Annotated in this window: 13 protein-coding genes; 8 read left to right on the forward strand and 5 right to left on the reverse strand. The window is 42.3% G+C overall.

Going from position 1 to position 18607, the window contains the following annotated elements; all coding sequences use genetic code 11:
* The first annotated feature begins 22 nt into the window (after positions 1-22).
* Entirely contained in the window at positions 23-2215 is a 2193-nt protein-coding gene (locus BW976_RS16370) for an alpha-galactosidase (RefSeq protein ID WP_076374396.1), read from the forward strand.
* A 575-nt stretch (positions 2216-2790) separates the two neighbouring features.
* Here the strand turns inward: BW976_RS16370 and BW976_RS16380 are convergent.
* Positions 2791-4206, reverse strand: a complete 1416-nt coding sequence (locus tag BW976_RS16380) for an MFS transporter (RefSeq protein WP_084192222.1) — start codon at positions 4204-4206, stop codon at positions 2791-2793.
* A gap of 113 nt (positions 4207-4319) precedes the next feature.
* Here BW976_RS16380 and BW976_RS16385 point away from each other — a divergent pair, with 113 nt between their 5' ends.
* A complete protein-coding gene (locus BW976_RS16385; protein WP_076374399.1) occupies positions 4320-4703 on the forward strand; it encodes a winged helix-turn-helix transcriptional regulator in 384 nt (127 codons plus the stop codon).
* A gap of 243 nt (positions 4704-4946) precedes the next feature.
* A complete protein-coding gene (locus BW976_RS16390; protein WP_076374400.1) occupies positions 4947-5873 on the forward strand; it encodes a collagen-like domain-containing protein in 927 nt (308 codons plus the stop codon).
* Positions 5874-6002: 129 nt separating this feature from the next.
* Here the strand turns inward: BW976_RS16390 and BW976_RS16395 are convergent, their stop codons facing one another.
* Both BW976_RS16395 and BW976_RS16400 read right to left on the reverse strand, forming a co-directional pair.
* Complete coding sequence (locus BW976_RS16395; protein WP_076374401.1) at positions 6003-6761, reverse strand: hypothetical protein; 759 nt, start codon at positions 6759-6761, stop codon at positions 6003-6005.
* A 225-nt stretch (positions 6762-6986) separates the two neighbouring features.
* Positions 6987-7931: a helix-turn-helix transcriptional regulator gene (locus tag BW976_RS16400; protein ID WP_139332320.1), complete on the reverse strand. Its 945-nt coding sequence runs from the start codon at positions 7929-7931 to the stop codon at positions 6987-6989.
* A 45-nt stretch (positions 7932-7976) separates the two neighbouring features.
* On the opposite strand from BW976_RS16400, the gene BW976_RS16405 reads away from it, so the two are divergent.
* On the forward strand, positions 7977-8861 hold the full coding sequence (locus BW976_RS16405) for an NmrA family NAD(P)-binding protein (RefSeq protein ID WP_076374403.1): 885 nt from the start codon (positions 7977-7979) through the stop codon (positions 8859-8861).
* A gap of 66 nt (positions 8862-8927) precedes the next feature.
* Here BW976_RS16405 and BW976_RS16410 read toward each other — a convergent pair whose 3' ends face one another.
* Positions 8928-9947, reverse strand: a complete 1020-nt coding sequence (locus tag BW976_RS16410) for a class I fructose-bisphosphate aldolase (protein ID WP_076374404.1) — start codon at positions 9945-9947, stop codon at positions 8928-8930.
* Between the two features lie 126 nt (positions 9948-10073).
* Between BW976_RS16410 and BW976_RS16415 the strand changes: the two genes are divergently transcribed.
* Both BW976_RS16415 and BW976_RS16420 read left to right on the forward strand, forming a co-directional pair.
* Positions 10074-10808, forward strand: coding sequence for a class I SAM-dependent methyltransferase (locus BW976_RS16415; protein WP_076374405.1), 735 nt, complete (start codon positions 10074-10076; stop codon positions 10806-10808).
* A 115-nt stretch (positions 10809-10923) separates the two neighbouring features.
* Entirely contained in the window at positions 10924-12042 is a 1119-nt protein-coding gene (locus tag BW976_RS16420; RefSeq protein ID WP_076374406.1) for a Gfo/Idh/MocA family protein, read from the forward strand.
* A gap of 93 nt (positions 12043-12135) precedes the next feature.
* Here BW976_RS16420 and BW976_RS16425 read toward each other — a convergent pair whose 3' ends face one another.
* Positions 12136-13485, reverse strand: a complete 1350-nt coding sequence (locus BW976_RS16425; RefSeq protein ID WP_076374407.1) for an alpha-L-fucosidase — start codon at positions 13483-13485, stop codon at positions 12136-12138.
* Positions 13486-13601: 116 nt separating this feature from the next.
* Here BW976_RS16425 and BW976_RS16430 point away from each other — a divergent pair, with 116 nt between their 5' ends.
* Entirely contained in the window at positions 13602-14783 is a 1182-nt protein-coding gene (locus BW976_RS16430) for an ROK family protein (RefSeq protein ID WP_076374408.1), read from the forward strand.
* A gap of 459 nt (positions 14784-15242) precedes the next feature.
* The gene (locus BW976_RS16435) at positions 15243-18590 is read left to right on the forward strand and encodes a SusC/RagA family TonB-linked outer membrane protein (RefSeq protein ID WP_076374409.1); all 3348 of its coding nucleotides are present in this window, start codon (positions 15243-15245) and stop codon (positions 18588-18590) included.
* Positions 18591-18607: the final 17 nt, after the last annotated feature.

The raw sequence follows: 18607 nt of genomic DNA on the forward strand, positions 1-18607 counted from the left end.
ATAACCTTATAAATTGAGAAATATGTTCCGAAATCATTTACTGCCCTTATGCCTGGTTGGTGGTCTGTTTACAGCTGGCAGCAGTTTTGCCCAGGTAGTGACCATCCCGGTGGAAACACAGCACAACGCGCTGGTATTACAAACTGATGCTGATAAGAACCTTAAAATGGTTTACTTTGGAGCCAAACTGAGCAATACGGCCGAATATGCGCGCATCCAAAAAATGTATAACCAAAAGGACGACTCCGGCATCCTTAACTCGGCGTATACACCATCTGGTTCCGCAAACCTGGCCGAGCCGGCTATAACTGTAACCCATGCCAATGGTGACAAATCCCTTAGCCTGGTTTATGTGAGCCATGAGGTGACCAAGGTTGCCGATGATATTTCGCTGTTAACGGTTACCCTGAAAGACCCGGTTTATAATTTTGAGGTAAAACTGTATTACAAAACCTATTTTAAAGAGGATGTTACCGAACAATGGTCGGTGATCAAACATGGCGAAAAAGGCGAGGTGGTATTAAATAAATTCGCATCTGCCAACCTGAACCTGAAGGGTAGCGGCTTTTGGTTGAAACAATACCATGGCAACTGGGCCGAAGAAATGCGCCCCGAAGAGGCCAAACTAACACACGGTATCAAAACCATCGACAGCAAACTGGGTACCCGTGCCAATTTGTATGAGCCATCCATGTTCGCGGTATCTATAGATAAACCCGCTACCGAAGATGAAGGTAAAGTATTGTTAGGTGCGCTGGAATGGTCGGGTAATTTTAAGATCGATTTTGAACTGGATGTGTCTGATAACCTGCGACTGATTGCCGGTATCAACAATGCCGCGGCCGAATATCATTTAAAACCAAATGAAGAGTTTGCTACACCTGCCCTGGTGTACACCTACTCTGACCAGGGTAAGGGTGACGCGAGCAGAAAATTACAACGCTGGGCACGCAAATACAAAATTGTTGATGGCGAAGGTTCCAGGCTTACCCTACTGAACAACTGGGAGTCAACTTATTTTGATTTCAACGAAACTAAACTAGCCGAACTATTAAAAGATACCAAAAAGCTGGGTGTCGACTTGTTTTTATTGGATGATGGCTGGTTTGCCAATAAATATCCGCGCAATGGTGACCATGCAGGCCTGGGCGACTGGCAGGAGAACAAACAAAAACTGCCCGACGGCATCAGCTGGCTGGTAAAGGAAGCACAAAACAATGGCGTAAAATTCGGTATCTGGATAGAGCCCGAAATGGTTAATCCTAAAAGCGAGCTATATGAAAAACATCCGGATTGGGTGATCAAACAACCCAACCGTCCCGAAAAGTATTTCCGTAATCAATTGGTGCTCGACCTGACTAATCCAAAAGTGCAGGATTTTGTATTTGGCATCGTAGATAACCTGTTCACCAAAAATCCAGATTTGGCTTACATCAAGTGGGATTGTAACGCGGTGATCTATAACGCGTATTCGGCTTATCTTAAAAAGGATCAATCGCATTTGTATACCGATTATGTACGTGGCCTGTATAAGGTGCTGGAGCGTGTACGCGCTAAATATCCAAAAGTACCATTGATGTTATGTTCAGGTGGTGGCGGTCGTGTGGATTATGGTGCATTGAAATACTTTACCGAGTTTTGGCCAAGTGATAATACCGATCCGCTGGAGCGCGTGTTTATCCAGTGGGAGTACTCTTACTTTTACCCAGCCATCACCAGCTCCAACCACGTGACCGACTGGGGTAAACAACCGCTCAAGTTCCGTACAGATGTAGCTATGATGGGCAAACTGGGTTTTGACATCGTGATCAGCAAGCTAAGTGAGCAGGACTTGGATTATGTTCATGGTGCTTTAAAAAACTATGATAACCTGAAAGAAGCCATCTGGCATGGCGACCAATATCGTTTACAAAGTCCATGGGATAATGATGCTGCGTCTATCATGTATGTAGATAATGCCAAAGCAAAAGCGGTGATGTTTAACTACCTGGTGAATAATCGTTATGGTACAGGCACGTTGGTGCCTATCCGTTTGAAAGGTCTAGATCCGCAGAAAAAATACCAGGTAAAAGAGATCAATCTTTATCCGGGTACAAAATCACCCATAGAAAACGACCTGGTATTAACCGGTAACTTTTTAATGAATGTAGGTGTAAACCCGCACGTAAGCAGCGGCAGAACCAGCGTAGTGCTGGAATTGGATGAGGTGAAGTAGTGAGGCGGTGATTGGTGAATAGTGAGTAGGAGAGAATGCCCACCTGTAATCATTTACATCAACACGCGTCATTGCGAGGTACGAAGCAATCCCCGATAAGCAGAGTCACTCTGTATAGTTTAGAGATTATTAATATTTATAATTGTTTTTTATAGGTATTAATGAGCTCCCTCCGGTCGGTTGTCTTCGTGCATCGCAATGACGCTTTTTTTAGATAAAACCCAACTTGTCATCTCGAACGAGGTACGAGGAGAGATCTTTTACGCAGGATACGCACAGATTCGCCGAATGATTTTGTCACCAGCCCTCCCAATAAATTTTAATATATTTACCATACAACGGCCCGGTTTTCTCCCAAACAGAGAGAATCGGGCCGTTTGCATAAGCACCCAAAAAGGCAAAAAAATCAACTTATTTGTAGTTAGTTATTTGAATATCAATTATTTAATACTTTTTAAACCTTTCAAAACCCATCAAAAATTTGTTAAAAAGTGTTAAAATGGCGTTAAAATTTAGTTAAAGTGGCCAAAAGTGATGCGTTTTTACCCTGTTTTTGACTAAAAAAGTGTTAAAATTTAAGGTTTAAAAAGTTTTTCCTGTGATTTATCAGGCAGCAAAAACAAAAACAGGCTGACGATTGCAAGCAAAAAAATATTGATGCTGGTAGCCAGCCGGTAAGCTGATATATACCCGGCCAAACTGGTATCGCCCGAGAGCCGGTAAAAAAATATGCCACCTACAATACCTATCCCCAAAGCAATAGCCGTTTGCTGAAAGGTAGAGAAAGTCCCTGAGGCAGCCCCTGCAAACTGGGTTGGAATGCTCTTTAGAGCCATAGTGAGTAAGGAGGGCAGTACCGAACCACAGCCGGTACCGTAAATAAAAAGTAAAGGCAATAGTACATACCTACTGACAGTCACAGAGTTAAAAAACACCAAATGGAACAGGAGCGCTGTAACCATGATCAAAACGCCCGCCTGCAGCACCCGTTTACCATAAAGCGGTACCAGACGAAGGGACAACAGGGAGGCTAACACATACCCAACACCCTGGAACACAAAGAATATCCCGGTTTCGGACGAGCTGATGCCAAAGCCGTTCTGAAACAGGATCACATTGATCAGGAAATAGGTATCCTGTACCATAAAATAAAACAGCACAGCACAAAGGCCGATATTAAAATCCTTGAAACTGAACAGGCGTACGTCGACCAAGGGCTCATGGCCATTATGTAGCTTGCTACGCTGGTCGAGCACAAACAGGTATAACAATAAGAGCGACAGAGCGATAGATGTAATGCTCCACCAGGGCCAGTGAAGCTCTGGACCGCGCACCAGGGGGTAAATCAAAGTAATCAGGGCTAAGGTGAGTAAACTAACACCAGAATAATCGAACCGGGATTTTTTGGAGATTTTAGTATCCTTCAGGAATATGGCTGCCAGTATCACGGCGATCAAACCTAAGGGCAGATTGATGAGGAAAATGAGTCGCCAGCCATCCATCAAAAAGTGAATATCGGGCAACAGGCCTCCTAAAAATTGCCCTATGACCGAGGCAGTACCGGCTATGCTACCATAAATCCCCAACGCCCTGATACGGTCATGGTGTAGCGGGAAAAGTTCCTGGATATAGGTAATACTCTGCGGGATCATAAAAGCCGCACTGATGCCCTGTAAAAAGCGCGATGTATTAATTTGCCATGCTGTTTGCGAAAAACCACACAGGTAGGAGGTAACCACAAATAGCAGCATGGAAACTATAAAAACGTTCTTTTTGCCATAATGATCACCAGCCCGGCCACCGGTGATCAGGAAGGCGGCATAGCCCAGCAGGTACAGCACAATTACCAGCTGGATATCACTGTCGGATCCATGAATGCCCCTTTTGATGGAAGGGATGGCCACGTTAACAATAAAGATATCGATCACCGATAAAAATACTGCCGACGACAGGATAATGAGCAGGAACCATCTTGAAATTTGTTTGTTCATAATTTGCAGATAAAGGAATTTAACTGGCTTTAGGCCTGATTTTGTTAGCTTTACAGTTCAAATATGAATGGGATGGGAGAGGCTCACAAGTAGTTTGAAGGAGGATACTAAGTATGAAAAATGATACTAACGATGACGATCAGCTGGTTATAAAAACAGAAAATGGCTTTTTTTTAGAAGATAACTGTCCCATGACAAATGCACTGGACATCATCGGCGGAAAATGGAAACTGATGCTGCTTAACAAGATCAGGGAGGAGTGCCCTATGAGGTTTGGGGTGCTTCGTAAAAAGATGCAGTATATCACCCAGGCCACACTGACCGCCCAGCTCAAGGAACTGGAACGCGATGGTATTCTGTTACGCACAGCCTACGCCGAATCGCCTCCACGGGTAGAGTACAAGCTTACCGAGCTGGGCAAAACCCTCATCCCCATTATGGATGCGTTGTGTGATTGGGGCAATAATTATTGCCAGATGAAAAAGAGCATTAAGTAATTCGCTCACACATAGGGAGCCCTTACCTATTACAAACAACCATCAGGTGGAAGATAAAATTTCGCAATAATTAACCTGTTTTCTATAGGTATAAATACGCGTATTTTGGGTAATTAAATTAAGTATAAATACTTTGATTTTCAGGTAGTTATGCGGTATGTATTTGGTGTTATAGTGCTCAATTTTGAGCTGCAGTATAATCTGCATCAATTAATCCTATAACTTCTTTAACCGTCAAATTACATGAAAAAATTTAATTACTTATTTATGTTATTAGCATTGGTAATGTTAATAGCAGCATCTTGTGGAAAAAATGGGGCAGTTGGCCCGGCAGGCTCCCAAGGGGCTACAGGTGCACAAGGAGCAGTTGGCCCCGCAGGCCCTCCGGGAGCTAACGGGCAAAACGGAAGCGTTATCTACAGCGGTACTACTATCCCTGCCGCTACTATAGGTGCAGTTGGCGATTTTTATTTAAATATCTCCACCGGCTTGCTTTACGGCCCTAAAATAGCAACAGGTTGGGGCACAGGTTTCTCGCTTCAAGGGCCGGCTGGTGCCGCTGGTGCACCTGGAAATAAAATCCTTAGCGGAACAGGAGCTCCGGCAAGCTCATTAGGTAGTAATGGCGATTATTATCTTGATGCTGTAAATTATTTATTGTACGGACCTAAAACTGATGGCGGATGGGGAGCCCCGGTATCATTTAAGGGAGCTACCGGCGCGCAAGGCCCTCCGGGCACTGCCAATGTGATGTACACTGACTGGTTTACCCCAACTACCTACGTAAAAGATACCATTTTTGGATCATATGGATTTTACCACGATATCAGTATTCCGGCTATTACACAAAACGTGCTGGATAAAGGAACTGTAATAGCTTTTGCTAAATTAAATGGCTATGTTTCGTCCATTTGGCCTACAAACCAGGTTGGGCAGCTGCCTATTGTCATTACTTACATGGATGGTGCAAATGCCAATATAGATACCTGGTTTGATATTGCTTCGTTGGGCAAAGTGAGGGTCAAATTAGTAAGCAGCCTAAACGCTTATGGTGGCATTTCTAATGCTCACCAGTTTCGTTTTGTTATTATACCGGGCGGAGTAAGTATTCCTGGCACTTTGAGTTATACAACGTTACAGCGTTATTTACGGATCCCCGAAGGACATTGATGAATAAAGCGTCCCGAAAAAAAGGATAGATTAGAAAAATATAAGCCTGCAGATCAAACGGTCTGCAGGCTTTTTGGGCAATTTTAAATATATCATTGTGCTAATGCTGGTTGAGTCAATTTAACAGGCTCATTGCGACTTGGATCGTGTGGTAGGAGCTAAACCGGCTATTAAAAAAGATATACCGCTAAATGCTAACGCAACAAACAGGCTTGTCCATTCGGGTTCGGTATGGATGCTGGCTATAACACGCGGTAAGTGCAGTATCAGCACCCATATCAAAAACATAAGGCCTAAAAGAGCACCGGCCAGGTGGGTCAATCTCTGGATAATAAAGCTTATAGCTGATGCAAAAAAAGCGACCATAACCAGGTAATCCCAAAACAAACGGGCGGGTATCCAGGCCGGTATCAGGTTGGCAACAAATTGGGCGTACATATAGTGCTGTACACCAAATACCAACAGACCAATGGAAAAAAGATAGGTACCAGTTTTTATCAGCTTAGTACCACTATCTTTGCTTGTGGCGCCCAATAGGATAAGGGTACCACCCATAATGCAGATGATTTCAAAAAAGCCCGCCCATTCCGACGGATTCTTGGGCTCGGCCAACACTTTAGGTACATGGATCAGGAGCAAGGCTAATAAATAAAGTAACGCTGCTAAAAATGCGCCATAAGCCGCGTATTTTTTAATCAGGACGAGTAGCCCAGCCACAATCAGGAGCAAACCTGTTAAATACGCTAACGCTTGTTTGGCCGGTAACGAAGCCACGACGGGCATTAGTCCGGCGGGGAAATGACCTGATACGATATGAACCGCGCCTATGGCGATAATACTGATCACCAGGAAAAACTTCCCGATGTTAAGGTAAAGGTTGTTATTCATTATTTAGGTTTTTTTTGGAATCCGGCATAAGATAAATAAAAAATCAATAAACCAATAGGTTAGAATACTCATATTCAGATTATTAATTATGTTTAAACATGATTAATAATCTGAATAAATAGAAGGTTTTGTTGATGCGGAATTAAAAAGGCAATTCCGGGCGATGGTAAAAGCTATTTAGATAAACCCAATGATGCAGAACCGGCGAGCTATCCCGTTTTCTGATTAATCCTTAAGTTCCCTGGGTAATATCCCGAACTTTTTCCGGAAGGCCGCGGTAAAATGATGTGGGTGCTTGTAGCCAGTAAGATGCGCTACTTCGCCTACATACATTTTTTCATCAAGCAGCAGTCGTTTGGCTTCTCTCATACGAATATCGTGGAGATAGCCAAATACGGTAGTACCGAACAGTTCTTTGAATCCGTTCTTGAGCTTCATTTGGTTGATGCCAGCTTTTCTGGCCAGTTCTATAATGGAGTGAGGCTGATCGTAGTGTAATTCCAGGATGTCTTTAACCTCATGCAAATATGCAATGTCCTGTGGTTTTAGCTTTGAGATGGCGGCCTGATCTTGCTGATCCAGTTGCTTGATCTGTAACAGGAAAAGTTCGATGGCCCTAGCTTCCAGATATATGCCTTTTAAATGACCGCTGTAAGGCGAATGCTGCATATCATTAATGACATGATACATGGCGGGTGTTATTTGAGCAGTGAGATCGAAAGCTGGCGTTTCGGCACTGGAATGATGAAGGTTCATCAGGAACTCACTTTCTTGGGTAACTATATGGTTAAAAAAATGCTCGGAGATAATGAGCTCAAAAAAGGAGCGTGTTTTTTTACCGGTTGGCTCAATGTTTTGCGTATATGTGTTTGCTGGTTCACGGTAAACCACGAATTGTTTTTCAGCCATATTTCGGTTAAGCTGGGGCGAATCATCAGCCAGTTTGAAATGCGAAATAATGGCGGATTTATCAGGCGTAAAGAATAATGTTTTTTCGAGCGGGTTGCTATAGCTGCCCCAGCGCAGATCTATTTGGTTAAAGGCGATCTCATCCAGTTGCATCCGGAAACCAGATTCATCCTGTATAATGTTCTTTTGTTCGTTAAGCACACTTCTGTCCATAATACTTCCTCTCGCGTTGATGAGATTTCCTTTGACGTTAACTGTCACTATAAGTGGTATTTAACTTTGCTGCCACAAAATTAGATCATTAAAATGGAAAATAATAAATATATCACCGTATTTGGTGCAACAGGTAAAATAGGCATGGAATTACTGCGCTTTTTGTCGGCAGCAGATATTAAAACAATTGCGGTTACCCGTGATAAAAATAAAGCGGTTACTATACCGTGTGTGGACTGGGTAGAGGCAGATATGGCTAATAAAGAAAGTCTGTACAAAGCCATGAATAATACTAAAGCCGTTTTTTTACTTTCCGGGCATAGCAATAGTTTTGTTGAGGAGCAAGGTAATGTTATTGAAGTAGCCAAAGAACAAGGTGTAGGGCATATCGTAAAACTATCGTCAGGAGCTGTAGACAAGGATTCTCCTTTTTATATCCCGGGTTCATTTATCGCAAAAGTTCATGGTGAGGTGGAAGCCTTATTAAAGACTTCGGATATCCCGTGGACGCTTCTGCAACCCAACGGATTTATGCAGAACTGGCTTGGAGAACTGGCACAAACGGTTAAACACGAACGCAAAATATATGAAGCTACGGGTGAAGGTAAAAGGGCTTACCTGGATATCAGAGATATCGCCGAAATAGCATTCAGGATACTGATCAACCCCGAACCACATGCAGGTAAAGCCTATTTGCTTACCGGTGGACAGGCAGTGAATTTTACGGAAATAGCTGCCATAATTGGTGCCGAAATAGGGGAAGTGGTTGAATTTATTCCACTCAATCCAGGGGAAGCCCATCAGCGCATGGAAAAAAAGGGAATGCCAGCGGTGGCAGTTCAATCCATATTGGCTTATGCGGAAGCGCAAAGAAATAACCAAGCCACTTATGTCAGCCCTGCCGTATCCACTATATTAAATAAACCTGCCCGTACTGTGAAAGCATTTGTGGAAGATCATGTTACCTTGTTTAAATAAGAGCCAATATATGAACAACAGCAAGTCGTTAATATTTTAAGCGACTTGCTGTTGTGTTTAGACAAATTAAGCTTCAAGAGCCAGTGTGTATTCACCGCGCCTTGCCGCATTGTTAATGCTCAGTCGTTTATAAAAGAGTTGTTGAGCAACAGTTACATTTTCATCTTTACCTTGCCAGTATTCCATAGCTGGTTGTTGAACCGCTCTGGCAAACGAAAAGGTAAGGGCCCATGGTAATTTGCCTTTATATTTTACATGCATGGCACTTAAATGCGCGCTTGCATCCGTGGCCGGTTGCCCGCCTGATAAGAACGCCACACCCGGAACCGCTGCCGGTACACAACGTAATAAACATTCAACAGTGAGGTGGGCGACCTGGTCAACGCTGGCTTGTACCGATGCGCTAATACCAGATACCACCATATTGGGTTTTAATATCATGCCTTCCAGGTAAATACGCTGTTGTATCAGTACCTCAAATACAATATGTAATACCCGCTGGGTAACTTCAAAACAACGCTCAATGGTGTGGCTGCCATCCATTAATACCTCGGGTTCTACTATAGGCACTACATTAGCCTCCTGACAAAGGGCTGCATAACGAGCCAGCGCATGAGCATTGGCGTAAATACTGCCATCTGTGGGAGTACCGTCCGAAATAACGATTACAGCACGCCATTTGGCAAACTTGAGACCAGCTGCGGCGTAGTTTTTCAATCTTTCCCGCAGTCCGTCAAGGCCTTCAGTTATTTTTTCACCAGGGAAGGCGGGCATATCTTTGGCGCCTTCATCCAGTTTAATGCCCGGGATAACACCGGCTTTAACCAGCAGTTCAATGAATGGTGTGCCATCTGCTGCGGCCTGTTTAGTAGTTTCATCAAATAAGATGGCACCGCTTATACATTCGCCCAGTTTGGGTGTCGTTACTATTAGTTCACGATACTTTCTTCGGTATTCTTCTGTTTGTGGTATGCCAGCCTCTGCAAAGCGTTTATTACAGGTGGCTATACTTTCGTCCATAGCCAAAAGGCCTTTGTGGCCCGCCATTAATTGTTGGGCGGTATCTTTTAAAATTTGCTTATTCATAGGTATATGATATTTAGGGCAAACGTTTGGGAGTGTTGCTTTGTTGTAAATATAATAAATGATTTTGTAAGGGGTATCTGTGATTTTTATTGAATTCGGGAACCTTGTTTTGTATAATTGCTGATCATGAAAGAGAATAAATACGATAACGAAAGCTTCTTTAAACAATATGGTCAAATGCCCCGCTCGGTTATAGGCTTAAAAGGGGCAGGAGAATGGCATGAGCTTCAAAAAATGCTTCCAGATTTTCAAGATAAGCGTGTGCTTGATTTGGGTTGTGGTTTTGGATGGCATTGTCGTTACGCCGTTGAACAAGGCGCAATTCGTGTGGTTGGGATTGATCTTTCAGAGAAAATGCTTAATAAAGCGAAGGAAATAAACGCCTCTCCATTAATTGAATACACGTGTATGGCCATAGAGGATTTTAGTTATAAACCTAATTCATTTGATGAGGTTATTAGCTCGCTGGCATTTCATTATCTGGAATCGTTTGATAAAGTTTGTAGCAAGGTACATCAATGTCTTACAGTTGGCGGTTCATTTGTATTTTCGGTTGAGCATCCCATATTTACGGCTCAGGGCAACCAGGACTGGCATTTGGACAAACAGGGGAAACGCTTGCACTGGCCTGTTGATAACTACTTTAGTCAGGGTAGCCGTGCAACATCATTCCTGGGTGAACGGGTTATTAAATATCACAAAACGTTAACAACTTATATAAATGACCTGATCCGGAATGGGTTTGAAATTACCGCGATTGTTGAGCCTGAACCGGAAAAGATGATGTTGGAAAAGGTGTCCGGGATGCAGGATGAGTTACGTCGACCTATGTTTTTGATCATATCTGCAGTGAAAAAATAACCAGTGTTTAGCATTCCCGATTACCTCGGTAAATGATAAATTTTTTTTCGTTTAATAACGGTTTTGGTAAAAAAGCCTAAATTGTAATCGATTACGAACCTTAAAACCAATGCTTATGAATTCGCGCCGTGACTTTTTACAGAAGTTGGGAATATCTGCCCTAGCCTTGCATCTGGCCCCGCTTTCGGGATGGACAGCCAGTAAAAACAATGTGGAAGCTCCTTATGAAGGCCGTGTGCTTCGCGTAGCCATTATGGGGCTTGGGAGCTATGGGACACGGGTGGCAGAAGCCATGCAATCATGCGTAAAAGCCAAACTGGTTGGTGTCATAAGCGGTACGCCTTCAAAAATTAAAGACTGGCAAAGTAAGTATGGCATCCCGGCAAAGAATTGCTATAATTATGAGAACTTTGATAGCATCAAAAATAACCCCGACATTGATGCCGTTTACGTGATCACACCAAATGCATTGCACCATGGCATGGTATTACGGGTGGCTAAAGCGGGCAAACATGTCATTTGCGAAAAGCCCATGGCTATAAATGCCAAAGAAGGGCAGGAGATGGTAGATGCCTGTAAAAAAGCCAACGTCAAATTGTTGGTAGGTTACAGGATGCACTTTGAACCCAAAACGCTTGAGGTGATCCGGATGCGTAACAGCGGTGAGTTTGGGAAGATCCTGTTTTTTCAGGGCCAATGCGGCTTTAAAATTGGCGACCCTACCCAATGGCGACTCAATAAACAACTGGCAGGCGGCGGCTCAATGATGGATATCGGCATTTACGCTATAAATGGCTCGCGCTATATGACCGGTGAAGACCCTGTTTGGGTTACCGCCCAGGAAACTAAAACCGATCCCGAGAAATTTAAAGAAGGAGTAGATGAAACTATCCAGTTCCAGTTCGGCTTCCCAAGTGGAGCAACTGCATCGTGCTTGTCTACCTATAATATGAATAATCTCGATCGCTTTTTCCTGGATGGTGAAAAAGGTTTTGCAGAGATGTGGCCATCCACAGGTTATGGCCCAATACAGGGACGTACCCATAAAGGCGAACTTACTCAGCCGGTTACTACGCATCAAACGGTACAAATGGAAGAAATGGCTGCCATTGTTTTTGATAATAAACAGCCTGTGGTTCCTGTGAATGGGGAAGAAGCTGTAAAAGATTTGAAGATTATCGAGGCTATTTATCAGGCGGCTAAAACCGGATCAAAGGTGGTGATAAGTCTTTAGTCTGAAGTCTCGAGTCTGAAGCTTTTAGTTCTAAAAAAGCGGCACTTATGCCTACAAATTCAGAACTAATGACTTCAGACACAAGACGCAGAACTATTCATTGGTCAGGAAACCGCCTTTACCACGGTAAAGATCGAGTTTGCCGTTAAGTTCAACTTTTATGACAGACATGTATTTGTCCTGCAAGTTTTCGGGGATGGTGATGTACGTTAAACCCGGTACCACACTCCAGGATATCTTACCCACAATTTTATAATTCAGCGGGGTATCACTGCCCAAAACGCTTACTTTTTTGATGCTGTTTTTTAGCCCTTTGATCAGCACAGGCGCGCTTGTTTTAGCTGGCACAAACAGATATACTACAGTTGAATCTTTCGATAGGGTGCTTGCGCCATAATAATGGCCCAGGGGCATACCGGCTATGGTATTGAAAACACCTTCGCCGTTCCTCTTATTCCAGGCACCTAATTCTTTAAGTAGATTCACTTCTTCAGCTGGAATACTGCCATCGCCTTTGGGGCCAATGTCCAGTAGTAAATTTCCACCGTAGCTTACGGCATCGGTAAAAATGCTGATGATCTCATAAGGTGTTTTGAAATTCTTGTCCTGTGGTTGAAAACCCCAGTTGTCATTGCTGGTCATACAAAGTTCCCACCATTTGTAAGCAGGTCTGGATACCGGGAAGTTTTGTTCGGGAGTATCATAATCGCCATAGCCCTGTAAACGCCCGTTGATGATAGTGTTGGGGTTGTAGCCCAATAATTTCTGTCTGACTCCTGCTGCATTCCATTCTTCGGCGCTGTGTTCCCAGTCGCCATCAAACCACCAAAGATCGGGATTGTATTGTTTGGCAAGTTCATCCAGTTGCCCATTCATGAAAGTTAAATATTTAGCCCATTTAGCAGGCTGGTCTTTTACCTGATACCTACTGCTATCCTTCAAAAAACCAGGATAATCGGAATGGCTCCAGTCAATCAGCGAAAAATAGGCGCCTGTTTTTACACCACGTTGGCGCAATGCATCATACAATGGTTTTAGCAGATCTCTTTTAGCTGGAGTTTTCTGCACTACGTTTAGCGGGCCGTATTTACTGTTCCATAAAGCTACGCCGTCATGATGTTTGGTGGTCATTACCGCGTAACGGGCGCCACTTTCTTTGATCAGGTCGGCCAGTTCATTGGGGTTATACTGGCTTGCCGTGAAGCCTTTTAACTGGCTCATATAATCAGGATAGCTGATTTTTTTGTTATGAAAGCTCCAGCTTTCGTCTATCCCTTTTACGGAGTAGATGCCGTAGTGGATAAATATGCCCAGTTTAGCATCTGCAAACCATTTCATCTTTTGTTTGATCTCGTCGGGATTTACGTGGTGTTGTGCCTGTGCATAACCCGTGCAAAATATGGTAACCAATACCACGAGCAGGTGTGATAACTTTTTGAACATTTTCAAAAGTAATTATTAAGATTATAAACTATTGCTAAACTTTTTAAAAAAATTAAAAAGATTTCTTTTTTAATTAAATTAATTTTTTTATATATGCATATATAAACCCCTGTTACATGTTTTTTAAAAATATTGACCTGATTAAAGCGCTGTATTACAGTAAGACAGCATCCCTTAATGACCTGAGTATCGACACGGGTCGGAGCATTCCCTATGTAACTAAGGGGGTGGCCGATTTAGTCAAGCTAAATATTGTAAAAGAGATTGGCATAAGAACATCAAGTGGTGGCCGCAAACCAGCAACTTACTCACTCATAGCTGATACCGGCTTTATTATTTCGGTAGCCATGAATCAGTTTGTGACCCGGATTGTGATTGTAAACATGAACAATGAGTTTGTGGGCGATGTACAGGAGTTTGAACTGAAACTTAACGACAACAACAATGCTATCCATTCGCTGATAGCACATATCAACGCTACAGTTATCAAATCTGGTTTACCACAAGATAAATTTTTGGCTGTAGGTATTACCATGCCGGGTTTTATTGACGCTTTTCAGGGTAATAACCTGAGCTTCCTCCAATCTCCCGATGAAACCTTAGTAACCTATATTGCCAAACAGGTTGAGCTACCAGTATTTATTGAAAACGATTCCACATCTATAGCTCTTGCCGAGCAAAAATTCGGGCTCCCGATTGCCCGTAGTAATTCCATGATCATTAACCTGGGTTGGGGTATTGGTTTAGGAATGATCATCAATAAAGAAATATTTAAAGGACATAGCGGTTTTGCCGGAGAGTTTAGTCACCTACCACTCCACAAAAACGGAAAGCTTTGCTCATGCGGAAAGCAGGGCTGTTTAGAAACGGAAGCATCTTTACTGGCCATAGAAGCCAAAGCTACCGAAGGCCTAAAACAAGGTGAGGTAAGCAGCCTGGTAAAATATGATACGGTATCGGCCGATAATATTATTGATGAAGCGCTTAAAGGAGACGCTTTTGCCGTAAAAATAATTTCCGAAGCCGCTTATTTCATTGGCCAGGGTTTGGCTATTCTGCTGCACCTGATGAACCCCGAAAGTATTATACTGAGTGGTAAGGGGAGTGTTATAGGCAAACTATGGCTTAGCCCCATTCAGCAGGCCATGAACGAACATTGCATACCACATTTGACCACCTACACGCAATTGGCGGTCTCCAACCTGGGTAACGATGCACAACTGTTGGGCGGAGTAACCACGGTGATTGAAAATTTATACAAACTTAGTCCGCAGGTCAGTATTTCCGAACCTGCATAAATAGATATTTAAAACCTTTTTAACTTAATTAAATCAATTTGAATGATAAAACTTTACTTGACTTTCAGAAAATGGGTAGCATTGCTACTCTTATTTATTTCGGCAAGCTCTTTTGCCTAAACAACCAGTACCTGTTAGGTTCTTGATAAAACTGTACCTGTACATGGCGTATCTATCCCATAAAAAGGTAAATAATCGGTAAGGGAGAGCATTTCGGCAAATTATGGCTTTATCCTGCTCAGCAAGCCATAAGAGAGCATTGTATGCCGCATTTAACCACTTACACGCTATTAACGATACCCAACTTGCGTAACAATGCACGGTTGTTAGCTGGTGAGTTACTGAGGTTAAAAAATTATACAAACCCAGTCCGGTAAAAAATATCTCAAAACCTGCATAAACAGATATTTAAAAGCTTTTTATACTTAAATAATTTATAAACAAACCAAAACAATTTACATGAAACAACTTTACTTAATTTTCAGAAAATGGGTAGTGCTACTACTCTTACTGAGTTCGGCAAGTTCATTTGCCCAAACAACCGTTACCGGTGTGGTCCGTGATGAAACAGGGCCTGTACCAGGTGTATCTGTACTTGTAAAAGGTACAACAAACGGTGTACAAACCAATAGCAGCGGTGCGTACAGCATCAAAGCAGCAAAAGGCAATGTACTTAAATTTTCATCCGTGGGGTACGCTGCAAAAGAAGTTACCGTTGGCGATGACATGGTTATTAATGTAACCCTGGCTGTAGGCAGTAATCAATTGAAAGAAGTTACCGTAACCACCTCATTCGGTATCAAAAGGCAGGAAAGATCAGTTGGTTATGCAACCAGCACTGTTTCGGCCAAAGAAATTACCGAAGCCGGCAACACAAATTTTGCCTCGGCATTGTATGGCAAAGCCGCAGGTGTTATAGTGAAAACTCAACCGGGAGGCGCCAGTAGTGCTGTAAATATACAGATCCGGGGCATCAACTCCATCAATTACAACCAGCCTCCATTATATGTTGTGGATGGTGTAATTATCCGAAATCAACAGCAATATGGTCAAAATGGTTTCAATAATGGTGGCTTTTACAGCGATCAGCGCATTGAAGGTAATGGTGTGCTGGACATTAACCCTACCGATATTGAAAGTATAGATATACTAAAAGGCGGTAGTGCTACTGCGCTTTATGGTTCTGATGCCGAAGGTGGTGTAATAGTTATTACTACAAAAAAAGGCATCAAAGGAAAAGGTCCCTCAGTGGATTTTAATTATTACGGTACTGTAGAGAAAGCGGCTTTTTTACCTAACTATCAGAATGTTTACGGGCAGGGCTATGACCGTGCAACGAATATTTCTCTTGGTTTTAACGAAGACGGATCTGTTCCTGATACACAATCACCAGCAGGTTGGAGGCCAAACTTTAGAGCGTATGCCGATTTTGGCCCTAAAATGGAGGGTCAAAAAGTCCGTTGGTGGGATGGTTCAATCCAATCATATTCTCCGCAACCTGATAACTATAAAGACATATTCAGACAGGGAACAAGTTCAAGCGCCAACGTGTCTATTTCAAATCAAACCGATAATGCAGATTACAGAGTTTCTTACACTCGGCTTGATTATGACGGAATTCAGCGGGAATCCAGTGTTCATAAAAATACTTTCAATTTAAATAGTTCGTTAAAATTGAGCAAAAAAGTAAGTGTAGATGTTGTTGCCAACTTTGTAAACACTTTAACTAAAAATCGCCCATACCAAACTAACAGGCTTGCACAATCATTTGATGGCTTTTTTGGCAGGGAAGAAAAAATGGATCTTGTAAGACAAAAGTTCCTTACATCAACAGGATTCGAATATGCTCCGGCAGAAAATCCTCAATACAACCCTTCTGAGGCTTTTGTTTTTAGGGTTAGACCTAATCTTTATGATTATTTTTTCAATACTTTGAAAAACACCTATACTGAAAATGAAAACCGCCTGTATTCAAGCGCAACTTTAAACTGGGGCATTTTAAATCATCTTAAATTTCGTGGAAGAATAGGGAATGATTACACTGGTCGTAATACCGAAGCTAACAGCTACAACACTTACCCGGTAGCTTTTAATACTGGAGGCAACAGTACCGGTGGTTATAACGTGTCTACCGGTGTTTATTCTATACTATACGGAGATGCTTTGTTAACTTACAATACCAATATTACAAAAGATTTCAATTTTTCATTAACCGGTGGTTTTACGGCAAGGCGCGAATCCTATCGTGATGAAGCATCCGGAACAACGCAGGGTTTAGTAACGGAGAATTTCTTTTCACTAAGTAACTCTAATGGCATCGTTAGTACTTCTTATACCAGACAATTTGAAGTAAAAACAGGTGTTTTTGGTTTATTGGATCTATCCTATAAAAACTACTTGTTTTTAGAAGGTGCATTACGCCAGGAGTCTGCCTCAACTTTGCCTCCTCAAAACAATACTTATTACTATCCCGCAGTTAATGGAAGTTTTGTTTTTACAGATGCACTGAAAGATGCCATGCCATCATTTTTAAGTTATGGTAAATTAAGGCTATCCTATACAGAAAACGGTAACCCTGCCCCAAGATATCAATCTAACGTAGCTTATCAGCAAACCTCTCTGCAAACGGTTAATGGTTCGGTACCTCAACTTTCCATACCGGGAGCTTATGGTAATAATACATTACAGCCCGAAAGGAAACACGAATATGAAGGCGGTTTGGAGCTTCGTTTTTTAAATGATAAGCTCAGTGTAGATGCGAGTTATTACACCAATAAAATAAATAACCAGATATTGGGTTTAACCGCTGCTCCAAGCAACGGTGCCGGAAGCCAGATAGTTAACGTAGGTACTATTGGAACTAAAGGTTTTGAACTTGCCTTAAATGCTACACCTATCTCAACAAGTGATTTTAAGTGGAATGTACGTTTAAATTATTCAGTTTATCACACAAAGGTTTATTCTTTGGCTCCTAACCTGCAGGAGTTAGTTTTACCGGGTACAAGCTTTGAAGGTGGCTCTATAAAAGTTGTAGCCAGACCAGGTGAAGAGTTAGGTAATATTTATAGTTACCCGCTGCAAACTGATGGAAAAGGGAACAATTTAGTAGATGCTAATGGGTATTATAATGCAGATAATTCTCACTATGTAAAAGTGGGTAATATACTTCCAAAAGCCAGCGGTGGTTTTTCAAACACATTTACATACAAAAGTGTGTCACTTACTACCTTGGTTGATTACAGATTTGGTGGTCAGCTGATATCAACGCCTTTAAAATACGGCATAAACGCGGGGATGTATACCAGTACTTTAAAGTATAGGGATGCGGAGCACGGAGGACTGCCATATTATATAAATGGTTCAGGTACCTACGTATCATTGCCATCAAATGCAACTGCAGGTCCGGGTGGCGAAAAAGTGTATCATGATGGTTTAATACAACCAGGTGTAACTGCAAGTGGTGCACCTAATACCACTATCATAGATGCTGCAAGCTATTACCTAAATCAGTTTTCTGCCGGCGATCCTAATAGCTTAAATACAGGAAGCGCTATATACAACAACAATTATATTAAACTGCGTGAAGTTGTATTAGGTTATAATTTGCCTCAAAGTTTTGTGCGCCACATAGGTATGTCAAAAATTAAGTTTTCACTGATAGGTCGTAACTTATTGTATATATACCGCACCTTGAAGAATCTTGACCCAGAAACGCCAATTGGAAACCAGTGGTATAACCAGGGTATTGACAATGGCTCGTTACCGGCAACAAGAAGTTACGGTTTCTCCTTAAATGCCACTTTTTAACCATTAAAATTGATCAG

Origin of the sequence: Mucilaginibacter lappiensis (assembly GCF_900155965.1) — a bacterium.
GTDB classification, from domain to species: Bacteria; Bacteroidota; Bacteroidia; order Sphingobacteriales; family Sphingobacteriaceae; genus Mucilaginibacter; species Mucilaginibacter lappiensis.